This window comes from Glutamicibacter sp. BSL13 (assembly GCF_052928425.1).
Window position 1 is genome coordinate 21,211 of sequence record NZ_JAVGCZ010000001.1, and the last position, 11,723, is coordinate 32,933.

10 protein-coding genes are annotated in these 11,723 nt (G+C 62.1%); 8 read left to right on the plus strand and 2 right to left on the minus strand.

Annotation, left to right across the window (positions count from 1 at the left end; all coding sequences use genetic code 11):
• Positions 1-77 precede the first annotated feature (77 nt).
• Positions 78-1,595, minus strand: coding sequence for a LysM peptidoglycan-binding domain-containing protein (locus RCJ92_RS00080; RefSeq protein ID WP_446753389.1), 1,518 nt, complete (start codon positions 1,593-1,595; stop codon positions 78-80).
• Positions 1,596-1,805: 210 nt separating this feature from the next.
• Here RCJ92_RS00080 and RCJ92_RS00085 point away from each other — a divergent pair, with 210 nt between their 5' ends.
• Positions 1,806-2,159, plus strand: a complete 354-nt coding sequence (locus RCJ92_RS00085; protein ID WP_246049511.1) for an Rv2175c family DNA-binding protein — start codon at positions 1,806-1,808, stop codon at positions 2,157-2,159.
• 104 nt (positions 2,160-2,263) lie between these two features.
• Here the strand turns inward: RCJ92_RS00085 and RCJ92_RS00090 are convergent, their stop codons facing one another.
• Positions 2,264-3,370, minus strand: a complete 1,107-nt coding sequence (locus RCJ92_RS00090; protein WP_446753390.1) for a polyprenyl synthetase family protein — start codon at positions 3,368-3,370, stop codon at positions 2,264-2,266.
• Between the two features lie 165 nt (positions 3,371-3,535).
• Between RCJ92_RS00090 and dinB the strand changes: the two genes are divergently transcribed.
• From dinB to RCJ92_RS00125, 7 genes are all read left to right on the plus strand, one after another.
• A complete protein-coding gene (gene dinB, locus RCJ92_RS00095) occupies positions 3,536-4,729 on the plus strand; it encodes a DNA polymerase IV (protein ID WP_446753391.1) in 1,194 nt (397 codons plus the stop codon).
• A 190-nt stretch (positions 4,730-4,919) separates the two neighbouring features.
• A complete protein-coding gene (locus RCJ92_RS00100; protein ID WP_054820652.1) occupies positions 4,920-5,306 on the plus strand; it encodes a DUF3040 domain-containing protein in 387 nt (128 codons plus the stop codon).
• A gap of 513 nt (positions 5,307-5,819) precedes the next feature.
• Positions 5,820-6,251: a division/cell wall cluster transcriptional repressor MraZ gene (gene mraZ / locus RCJ92_RS00105; protein ID WP_054820651.1), complete on the plus strand. Its 432-nt coding sequence runs from the start codon at positions 5,820-5,822 to the stop codon at positions 6,249-6,251.
• A 159-nt stretch (positions 6,252-6,410) separates the two neighbouring features.
• A complete protein-coding gene (rsmH, locus tag RCJ92_RS00110) occupies positions 6,411-7,403 on the plus strand; it encodes a 16S rRNA (cytosine(1402)-N(4))-methyltransferase RsmH (protein ID WP_446753392.1) in 993 nt (330 codons plus the stop codon).
• A gap of 43 nt (positions 7,404-7,446) precedes the next feature.
• Positions 7,447-8,214 (plus strand): hypothetical protein, encoded by a 768-nt coding sequence (locus RCJ92_RS00115; protein ID WP_446753393.1) that lies wholly within the window; start codon positions 7,447-7,449, stop codon positions 8,212-8,214.
• A gap of 74 nt (positions 8,215-8,288) precedes the next feature.
• On the plus strand, positions 8,289-10,106 hold the full coding sequence (locus tag RCJ92_RS00120) for a peptidoglycan D,D-transpeptidase FtsI family protein (protein WP_446753394.1): 1,818 nt from the start codon (positions 8,289-8,291) through the stop codon (positions 10,104-10,106).
• Positions 10,100-11,710 (plus strand): UDP-N-acetylmuramoyl-L-alanyl-D-glutamate--2,6-diaminopimelate ligase, encoded by a 1,611-nt coding sequence (locus tag RCJ92_RS00125; protein ID WP_446753395.1) that lies wholly within the window; start codon positions 10,100-10,102, stop codon positions 11,708-11,710. Before RCJ92_RS00120 ends, RCJ92_RS00125 begins: the two co-directional genes overlap by 7 nt.
• The last annotated feature ends 13 nt before the right edge of the window (positions 11,711-11,723 follow it).

An 11,723-nucleotide genomic window follows, 5' to 3' on the forward strand; every position in this document is an offset into this window, starting at 1 on the left:
CCGCCTTAGTCATGCGGCGTGCCGGTTAGCCAGGCCCCGTGCCCCCGTTCTGGCAGAACACGGCACCCGGCCACCGACTAGCGGTACTGCTTCATCAGGGATTTGACGTTGGCGACATAAACCTTGGTGTCGGAATACATCCCGTACTTCCGCACCCCGCCCAGGCCCTGGTAGTACGCGGCGATGGCGTGGTCCAAGCTCTCGGCGTTGTCGAGGTTGTACTTGATGGTGGCAACGCCGGCCGCGACGTTGTCCCGCGGATCCAACAGGTTCAGCTTGCGCCCCACCATGCCCGACATCCATTCACCGGTGCTCGGGATCACCTGCATGGCTCCAATGGCGTTGGCGGGGGAGACCGCGCGCTGGTTGAAACCGGATTCCTGCTGGGCGTGGGCCAGGGCCAGGGCCGGGTCAACCCCCATGCTCTTGGCAGTGCTGCGGATCAGAGCCTGCATCTCGGAGCGGCTGGGAACCGAGATCGAATCCAAGTAGGCCTTGTTCTCATTGGCGCTGCGCACAGTGGCATCAGGATAAGTGCGCCCGGCGAAGGTGTTGCCGATCTTCTGTGTCGGCTTCACGCCCGCGTTCGGCTTTACCGAGGAACCAGAAATCTTCAGCTTCGTGTTGATCTGCAACGGAGTCTGGGTGCTGACCTCTGGGTTCAGATCCAGCAGACGGCTCAGCGAAATCCCGTGCTTGGCAGCAATGCCGCCGAGGGTATCGCCGGACTTGACGCTGTAGCTGCTGGTGCCGCTCGACTTCGGGGCACTATTCGACTGCGAGGTCGGCTTCGGCGAGGAGGACTGGGCCGAGCCGCTGAGCTTGAGCTTGTCACCAGGGAAGATCAGCGACTTGGAGGACAAGTTGTTCATGCTCATCAGCTTGCTCAGGCTGATCCCGTTGCGGGCCGCGATCGCACCCAGGGTATCCCCGGACTTCACGGTGTAGCTGCCGCCGGTGGTCTTGCCGCTGTCCTTCTTGGGGCTGCTCTTGGATGGTGTTGAGGAGCCGCCGAAGTTCAGCTTCTGTCCGACGTAGATGCGGTCGCCGGAGGGGTTTCCTGCGGCCTTGCGGACCTCGGGGAGGGAGATGTCCAGGCGGTGGGCGATGTGGCCCATGGTGTCTCCGGCCTTCACGGTGTAGCTTTCGCTGCTGGCCGCGCCGCGGGTGTTCTTCGCGGTCTTCTTCTCAGACGAGGAATTCTTGCCTGGAACCTTCAGCTTCTGGCCCTCGCGGATCAGGTCGCTGTCTAGGTCATTGATCTTCTTCAGTTCGGAGACCGAGGAATCGTATTCGCGAGCCAGGCTCCACAACGAAGCGCCCGACGGCACCTTAATCTCCTTGACCTGCCGTTGCGCGGGCAATCCCAGGGTAGGGATTCGCGAGGCCAACAGGTGGGCCTTGATGTGTTCTTCAGCGATCTTCACCGTCTGGGGGGAAACGCTCTTGGGCGTCAAGACGGAGGATTTGGTCAACTCTACTTGCGAGGCCTGGGCCGGGGCTGCGGCAAGGCTGCCCAGGACAACCGCCGGAATTGCTGCACCAGCGACGGCACTCAACGCATGCTTGGTGACACGAATCGAATCTTGGGGCATGTATTTTTCCTCAATTGAAGGAGTCGATGAGACCTGAGCAACCCTTTCCACGACGAGCATGATGTTGTTGTGGATTGTGTTGCAATTGTTATCAAAGTGATATCTGAAAATTTACACTACTAGTGGGGCGCAAGGAAACCAATGGGTCAGGTTTTCCTCAAGTTTTCATTATGCGAACACAACTCCCGTGGAGTGTGCGACCCTTAAAGCGTGAAAGAACTAGAGAATCTCATTGGGGAATGGCTGAACCTGCCGGACATGGCAGAGGCCTTGGACACCGATATTCGTCAGGTACACCGGCTCATCGACGATCGAAAAATCATCGCGGTTCGCATCGGGGAACCTCCGGTGCGTTCGGTTCCCGCAGAATTTGTCATGGACGGGCAAGTTGTAGACAGCCTAAAGGGAACCCTAACGGTGCTGCGCGACGCTGCCTTCTCGGACGAGGAAGCTCTCCGCTGGCTTTTTACGCCGGACGACACCCTGCCCGGGACGCCGATGGAAGCACTGCGTCAGGGACGCAAGACCGAAATTCGTCGTCGTGCCCAGGCCATGGCCTGGTAATCACGCCGAACAGAACAAAAATCCGTTGCCCCGAGGAGGGCAACGGATTTTTTATGCTCCTCAGGCATCCGTAGTTGTATCAGTCGGCCTTTATCGAATAGTAATCACTTGATGCGTTTGGTCACGGCATCGCTAAGCAGGGCCATGCCAGCGACCGCCAGGGGTGCAACCGGGATCCGCTCCATCGCGGTCAACGCGGTGGCGGTCAACTCCTCAATGCTCTGTTCGGTGGCCTTCAACGCACCGCATTCCTTGAGGATTGAGCTGATGTGCAGTACCTCATCGTCGCTGAGGTCGGGCGCGCCAAGGCGCTCGGTGATTAGTTGGCGTTCCGCATCGGAGGCCAGGAGCATGGCGTGCGCGATCATTTCCGTGCGCTTGCCCTCGCGCAGGTCGTCGCCTGCCGGCTTGCCGGTGATCGAGGGATCACCAAATACGCCCAGGACGTCATCCCGCAACTGGAATGCCTCACCCAGGGGTAGCGCGAAGGCCTGATAGGAATCCAACAAGTCCGGGCTGGCGCCGGCAAGAGCCCCACCCAGGAGGAAGGGATTCTCCGTGGAGTACTTCGCCGACTTGTAGCGCACGATCGTGCGCGCCCGCTTGACCGCTTCGGTCGGGTCGTAAGCCGACCCAGCCGATTCCTCCAGAATGTCCAGGTACTGACCGGCCATGACCTGGGTGCGCATCCGATTGAAAATGCGACGAGTATCGGCAGTTGCGGAGGCTACCGAGGCGAACACCTCTTCGCTTAGCGACAGACACAGATCTCCCGCCAGGATTGCGCTGGCCCCACCGTAATGGGCCGCATCACCGCTCAGTCCGGCCTCACGGTGCTGCGCCTCGAAGCGCTTGTGCACGCTGGGCTGTCCCCGTCGTGTATCGGAACGGTCAATTAGGTCATCGTGGATCAGCGCGGCCGCCTGAAAGAGCTCCAGCGAAACACCCACCTTCACGATGTCATCGTCCATCGCGTCCCCGCCAGCTCCAATGAATCCCCAGAAGGCGAAAGCCGGCCGCAGTCGTTTGCCCCCGCGGGTTAGGGCCTTAATGGCGTCAACCAAGGCCACGGCGCTGGCGGTAATGGAGCCTACCTCGGCCGCTTTGGCCTCAAGGAATGAGTCCAATTCTGCGGTTAACCGCTGCGTGTAAGTCCGGGTGAGCTCTTCAGCTTCAGGCGCTTGGGCAACAATGGACTGGGGCAGCGACATTCGGTTCCAATTCTCTGTATGACGAGGGAAAGAGATTACATCCACTCTACCGTCTCGCCGGGTTGGCGCACGTTGCGGGTGAGGAATTCACGGCCAGCGGAAAGATGCTGGACGGGCACCGGAAGAACTCGTCAATTTGTCGGTACGCACCGGTAAACTTAAGCCATGACTGATAAGGCTGAGCGGGCGATTTTGCACGTGGACATGGACGCCTTCTTCGTGTCAGTGGAACTGCTGTCTCGCCCAGAGCTAGCGGGCAAGCAGGTGATTGTTGGGCACCCGCAGGGGCGCAGCGTCGTGCTTTCAGCATCCTACGATTGCCGGGCCCTGGGAGTTCATTCGGCAATGCCGATGTCCCAGGCGATGGGCCTGGCCCCGAATGCAACCATCGTGGAACCGAACCATCACAGTTATTCTGCGATTTCCGCCAAGATCATGCAGTACTTCTCCACGATTACCCCTCTGGTCGAACAGCTGAGCATTGACGAGGCGTTCCTGGACGTGACCGGCAGCATGCGGCGCCTGGGCGGCCCGGTGCGGATCGCCCAGCAGATCAAGCAGTACCTCAAGGATGAGCTGGGGCTTCCGGCCAGCGTCGGGATCGCCCGCAATAAGTTCGTGGCTAAGTTGGCATCGGAGCATGCCAAGCCCAACGGCCTGGTGGTCGTGGCACCGCAGCGCACCGTTGAATTTCTGCATCAATTGCCGGTCTCTGCGCTGTGGGGCGTGGGGAAGCGTTCCCTGGAGCAGCTGCATCGGGCAGGGATTGAAACCGTGGAGCAGCTGGCCCAGTACCCGGAAAATGTCATGGTGCAAAAATTTGGCGAGCATGGCCGCAACCTGCACCGCTTGTCCCGGGGGGTCGACGACCGCGAAGTGGTTCCCGTGCGGCAGGAAAAGTCGCTCTCGGCCGAACACACCTTTGATTCGGACCAGAGCGAGTTAAAGCTTTTGGAAGATGAACTGGTGGTGCTCAGCCACAAGGTTGCCCAACGCCTGCGCCGCTCTGGAAAGCTGGCCGAGGCGCTGGCCATCAAGATCAAGTACCAGGACTTCACCACGGTTAATCGTTCCAAAACGCTGGCGGCAGCCACGGATTCTCCCTCGGCTCTGACTAACGGCGTGCTTGAACTGTTCCGCCGTCTGCTGCCACTGCCGCAAGCAGTGCGTCTGGTGGGGGTTAGGGCAGAACGGCTCGGGCAGGAAACCCAGGGAGTGCAGCTGTCCTTGGATCCGATTGACGAGAAGACCCGTGAAGCGGAAAAGATCGCTGACAGCATCGCGCTGAAGTTCCCATCCCAGCGGCTCACTCCAGCGCGGCTATTGCGACCCAAAGGCCCGTCTTCAACTGACTCATGACACCTGGACCGCATCGCTGAGACTAAGTCTTATTAACAGCGCAACGGCTGAACTAGCAGCCTCGAGTCTAAAAAGACTATCCTTAGAGATACGTAGGAGATTTCCCGCGGGGAACAAAATCTTGCGGTAAACCGTTCTACTGGGTGAGGACGGAGTCGGTCGTCACGCAGGGACTTGGAAGGAGAAGACGATGCCACTATCTGAGCATGAGCAACGTCTGCTGGAGCAGCTTGAAAAGCAGCTGCATGAAGATCGTCGCTTCGCTTCCAACATGAAAGCTCCCGGCAATAGCGGACGCCTGTCGACCCGCAACATCGCTCTTGGCGCCCTGATCTTCATTGTCGGATTGGGGGCGCTGATCTTCGGAATCTCCCAACAACTGATCGTGGTGGGCGTGATCGGTTTCGCGGTCATGTTTGCAGGCGTAGCCCTGGCACTGAAGAAGTCCGCCAAGGGTAAGCTGGGAGGAAATCCGCTGAAGAGCGGATCAAAGACCGCCAACCGCGGCAGCTCCCAGTTCATGAGCGGTCTTGAAGAAAAGTGGAACCAGCGTAAGCGGGACCAGCGGGATAGCTAGAGCTTCCCGAAGCAATTGGCACGATCCAATGGATCGTGCCTTTTCGTTTTAACCCTCTTGCTGGGCGGCTCTGACCAACTGCGCCGGCGAGGCTGCACAAACCCCAATGCCATGGCCGTTGCCGGCGCCGTGCCGGCGGTCCTGCGTCAGCTAGCGAGTAACGAACTCTAAGTAGATTCCAAGGTTGTCCTAACCCGCCGTGTTTCGCGTGTTCTGCACCACTCTCCACCGCTCCGGGTAATCTTCCCCCACTTTCCTCCACTGCTCCTCCGGGCCAGCGAATTTCGCGCGAAATCGGGGTGTGAGAGGGGATAGGAGCCACGCCCTGGGTCAAAACAGCCCAAATCCCTCCACCGTCCACCCCTGCGAAACTAGCCCGAAATCCCGCGGATTATTTCTCTATTACTGAGCTAAAACACTTCCGCTCGCGTTGACAGTGGGGAGTGGTGGAGTAAAGTGGAGGACAGTAGAGGAAGATGGCGGAATCACCACTTCATGCGAAAGGCGGTGTGTATGTTCCTTGGAACTTATACACCGCGTCTCGATGACAAGGGGCGGTTGATTCTTCCTGCTAAATACCGCGAGGAACTGTCATATGGACTGGTTCTGACCCGCGGGCAGGAACGGTGCATCTACGTCTTTAGCCAACGGGAATTTGAGAAGCAGCACGAGCAGCTCGCGCAGGCATCTCTTTCATCCCGGCGGGCTCGAGACTATGCACGTGTATTTCTGTCCGGGGCGTCGGACGAAGTGCCGGATAAGCAGGGCCGGGTCACCATTCCTTCGATGCTGCGTTCCTACGCCGGGCTGGACCGTGAGGTCACGGTCATCGGTGCAGGCAACCGCGTGGAGATCTGGGACACCACGGCGTGGCAGGACTACCTGCAGCAGCAGGAAGAGGCCTTCTCCGATACCGATGAAGACGAACTTCCAGGACTTGGATAAGTAGTTTTACGAACCATGGGGGCACAGCTGGGATGAGATCTCCAGCCATCTCAAGGCGGTTCGGCCCTGGCTTCACTTCCCCGGAGCCAGAACCGAACACCGGCTTTTGGGTTGGAGGGGGATCTGATCCCAGCACACGACACGGCGAAAGGGGGCACTATGCCGGTTAGCGGCGAAGAACGTCCAACATCCGAGCGGCATATTCCCGTCCTTAAGGACCGTTGCCTGAACTTGCTCGCTCCGGGTATTGAGCGGGCCAATGCGGAGAACCGCCGCGCCGTCGTCGTGGACTGCACGCTGGGCATGGGAGGGCATTCAGAGGCCATCCTGCAACGCTTCGAGAACGTACACCTCATTGGGCTGGACCGTGACGAACAAGCGCTGGCCTTGGCCGGAGCCCGTCTTGAGCCCTTCGCCGACCGCATCGACCTGGTCCACGCGGTCTACGACGAAATCGCGGACGTGGTCCAGGACCTTGGCTTTACCGGCATTGACGGGGTGCTCTTTGACCTCGGTGTCTCTTCACTGCAGCTGGACGAGCGGGAACGCGGATTCGCGTACTCATACGACGCCCCCTTAGATATGCGCATGGACACCTCTGTGGGACCCACCGCGGAGGACCTGGTGAACGACCTGGACCGCGGTGAGCTGCAGCGGATCATCCGCCAATGGGGCGAAGAGAAGTTCGCCGGGCGTATTGCCTCGGCCATTGTTCAGCAGCGCCAGGACGCGCGCATCAGCACGACAGCCCAGCTGGTGGAGGTCATCCGCTCAGTGGTTCCCGCAGCCGCTGCCCGCAACTCCGGTCATCCGGCCAAACGAACCTTCCAGGCGCTGCGCATCGCGGTCAACGAGGAGCTTGATGTGCTTGAGCGCGCCATTCCGGCCTCCATGCGCGCCCTGAACGTGGGTGGCCGAATTGTGGTCATGAGCTACCACTCGCTGGAAGACAAGATCATCAAGAGATTTTTTGTGCAGGGTTCAACGTCCTCGGCACCCCCGGGGTTCCCCGTTGAGCTCGAAGAGCACAAAGCGGAATTCAAGGTCCTCACCAAGGGGACCGAGAAGCCAAGTGAACAGGAAATCGCTGAAAACCCTCGCGCCGCCTCGGCCCGCCTGCGGGCCGTGGAGCGCATCCTGAAGAGGAGCTAGCATGAGCCAACGTGCCCCGCGGCGTCTGCCGAGGACCGCAGCTATGACTGCCCAACCCGTGGTTGAGGGCGCCACTGCCAAATCGGCGCGCCCCGAACCGGTGGCCGCCAGCGAAGTTCCGTTCGTTGATCCGAAACAGCGCACGACGTTGTCCCTGGTGCCCAATACCAGCCCGAAGCGCCGTCGCCCGCTGGTGGTCATGGTCTCGGCGCTCGCATTGCTGGCCTTCGCGGTGATCGTCACCCTGGTTCTGCTGAACACCTCAGTGGCCCAGCGTCAGTACGAAATGGTGTCGCTGCGTCATCAGGAACGCGAGCTGTCACAGGAAAATCAGGCCCTGCTGAAGGAAGCGCAGTCCCTGGCCGCCCCGCAGACCCTGGCCAAGCGCGCCAAGGAACTTGGGCTGGTGGCCCCGGCCGCCCCGGGTTTGGTTGACCTGGAAGACGGCAAGATCAGCAAGGAAGCCGAATCGGCCTCCAAGGACGCCGCCGCGCACGCCGACTATGCAAGCCTGCCGCTGCCGGGGGAGAACATCCGCTCCAAGGCCAGCGATGACGCCGAAAGCGCCCGCGTGGCCAAGGCGAACAAGGAAAAGGAAGCCACGGCCGGCTCCTCCAGCGAAGCGGAGGCCGGTGAAGCCAAGGCCGAATCCGACGCGCCACAGCAAAGCGAGCCCAAGGAATCCTCCAAGACCCCGGCCGCCGAGGAAACGGCACGTGAGAAGGGCAGCGACGGCCGCCCGGTATTCGAGGACAAGGAGCTGAACGGCGGCTCGATCCCGGCACCGTCGATCAAATCCCCGGCAAACTAGGAATCGCTTTCTAAGCTTGAATATGGCGGCAGGATTCGCTGTCGGAAATGAAGTTGAGGGGAAAGAGCTGGAGCGTGAACCCAACGAGCATTGATACAGCGAAGCGCCGGATGCGGCTGGTGCTCATCCTGTCCCTGGCCGCGCTGTTGGCCATCGCCGGTCGGCTGTTCTATGTCCAGGGCATCAATGCCGCACAGGTTGCCCAGACCGCGCAGGACAACCGCATGCGCGAACAGGTCATCACCCCGACCCGCGGCTCGATCGTCGACCGCAACGGCACCACGCTGGCTGTCAGCGTGGACCGCTACGACCTGGTGATCGACCAGCGCGAGCAGAAGGACATGATCTCGCGCAAGAAGCGCGACGGATCGAATGAGCGCGAAAAGATCACCTACGAGCAGGCCGCCAAGGAGATCGCCGAAATCCTGGACCAGGATGTCGAGCAGGTCTCCGATGCGATCCGTCCCGAGGACGGGGAAAAGCCCAAGGGGTACGTGGTTGTCGCCAAGGGCGTTACCCCCGAGATCAAGAACGAGGTCATGGAAGTCGGGGTTCCGCGCCTGATCTCCCAGCTGCGCAGTGAGCGCCAGTACCCGCAGGGTGTCATCGCCGGACCGCTCCTTGGCTTCGTGCGTAACTCCGAGGACCAGACGTCCGTGGTCGGTGCCGAGGGCCTTGAGTTGAGCCAGGAGCAGCGCCTGCGCGGCACCGACGGCAGCCGCAAGATTGAAGTGGGGGCCGACGGGGTGCGCATCGCCGTCGCCGACAGCGAGGAAGTCCCGGCCGTGGACGGCCAGGACGTGAAGCTGACCATTGACTCGGACATCAACTTCGTCGCCCAGCGCGAAGCCGAGAAGAAGCGCGCTGAATTCAACGCCGAATGGGTCTCGGTCGTGGTGCAGGAAGTCAAGACCGGCAAGATCCTTGCCATCGGGGACTCCGCCCAGCTGGATCCGAACAATCCGGGGGCCACCCCCGGGGAGTTCCGCCGCTCGGTGTCCATCACCCGCGCCTTCGAGCCCGGCTCCACCGGCAAGGCCGCCACCTTCGCCGCGGCCGTCGACGCCGGGAAGGTCAAGCCCACCGACGAATTCCGGGTGCCGAACAAGTACACGGTGAGCAAGGAGACCATCAACGACTCCCTGCCGCACGCCACCTATGACATGACTGTCTCTGGCATCTTCGCCCGCTCCTACAACACCGGCACGGTGATGGTCGGCGAAAAGATGAGCAACCAGGAACGCTACGAGTACATGCGCAAGTTCGGGCTGGGTGACGCAATCCAGCTTGGCTTGAACGGGGCCAGCAAGGGCCTGCTGGCCGAGCCCAAGGCCTGGGACCGCCGTCAGCAGTACACCACCATGTTCGGCCAGGGCTACTCGCAGACCGTTCTGCACACCGCCTCCATTTTCCAGACCCTGGCCAACGGCGGGGTGCGCATCCCGCCGAGCCTGATTGAGAGCTACGTCAACCCCGACGGCACCGAGGAGAAGCCCGAAGCCGGGCAGAACACCCGGGTTGTGAAGAAGTCAACAGCACAAGAGATGCTCAAACTCATGGAATCGGTCGTCGAAGAGGGCACCGGTACTAAAATGAAGATTCCGGGTTACCGCGTGGGAGGCAAGACCGGTACCGGTCAGGCCGCCGGCGAATCCGGGGGCTACGACGGCTACACTTATTCCTTCGCCGGGGTCGCCCCGCTGGATGATCCGCAGTTCGTGGTCGTTGCCACCATGTATCGGCCCAAGGGCAACTGGCGCAACTTCTCGGTGGCCGACACCTTCACCGAGGTCATGAGCCACACGCTGAACACGTTCAACGTGCCCCCGTCCTCCACGGAACCCGATACCTATAACGTCTTTGTCGGTAAGGAACAGAAGAAACCTTGGTAAACCACCAGCCGGAATCACCGCGCGAGCTCGAACGCCACCTGCGCCCCACGGCCCGCACGGCGATCTCCTGGGCCCGACTGTGCGCCGCCGTGCAGGCGCAGAGCACCTCCGGCGCCGGGCAGGACCTGGAACTGACCGGCGTGAGCCTGAACCCGCAGACCGTGCAGCCCGGGGACGTGTTCCTGGCGATTTCCGGGGCCAAGCGCCACGGTGCCCAGTTCCTCCCCGACGCCCTGGCCAATGGGGCGCTGGCGGTCATCACCGACGCCGCCGGGCAGGAGCTGATCGGCAGCCAGGCCCAGGTGCCGGTGGGCATCGTCCCGGACGTGCGGGCCATCGCCGCCACCGCAGCCGCCGCCGTCTACGGCACCGATGCCGGCACACCGGAGCTCTTCGGGGTCACCGGCACCAACGGCAAGACCACCACCACCTTCATGATCCGCTCCCTGCTGGAGGCCCTGGGCCGCAACACCGGGCTGATCGGCACCATCGAAATGTCCGTTCGCGGGCGCATTATCCCCAGTGTGCTCACCACCCCCGAATCCACCCAGCTGCACGGCCTGCTGGCCCGGATGGGGGAGCAGGACGTGCAGGCGGTGGCCATGGAGGTCTCCAGCCACTCGCTGAGCTACAACCGGGTGGCCGGGCTGAAGTTCGCCGTCGCCGGGTACACCAACCTCACCCAGGACCACCTGGACCTGCACGGGTCCATGGAAGAGTACTTCGCCACCAAGGCCCGGCTCTTTGAACCCGAACGCTGCGAGCAGGCCGTGGTGCTCGTCGATGACCAGTACGGCCGCAAACTGGCGGAGAACGCCCGCGTCCCGGTGACCACGCTCAGCCTGGACGCCGCAAGCCCGGCCGCCCAGTGGGTGGTGGAGGAGCTGGCCCCCAGCGGGCTGGGCCACGCCTTCACACTGCGCCACCGGGACGGACAGCGCCTGGCGCTGCGCACCGGGCTGCCGGGCCTGTTCAACGTCGCCAATGCGGCCCTGGCCGTGTGCATGGTCCTGGCCAGCGGGGTCGACCCCCAGCGGCTGCAGCAGGTGCTTGACGCCCACGACCCGCTTTCCCTGTCGGTGCCGGGGCGGATGCAGGTCATCAGCGAGCAGCCGGTGGCCGTGGTCGACTTTGCCCACAACTCCGATGCGCTGATCAAGGCGCTGGGTTCACTGCGCCCGGGCGACGGGGGACGGCGCATCATCGTCTTCGGGGCCACCGGGGAACGGGACACCACCAAACGCCCGGACATGGGCGCGGTGGCGGTACGCAACGCCGACATCGTCATCGTCACCGACGACGACCCGCACGACGAGGACCCGGCGCAGATCCGCGAACAGGTGGCCGCCGGCGCTCAGGCGGAAATCGACGCGGGCGGCCACGGCGTCAAGCTGTACAACGTCGCGCCACGCGATGCCGCCGTGGAGTTCGCTGTGAGTTTGGCCAACCCGGCCGACGCCATCCTCGTGGCCGGGCGCGGACACGAAGTTAGCCAAGAAGTCGCCGGAATCGACGTTGCGCTGGATGACCGCCAGGAGCTGGCCCAGGCGCTGTCGAAACACGGATTCACGCCCCTTTCGCCGATCGCACAGACGATTGACTAACCCGCCTGAGTGT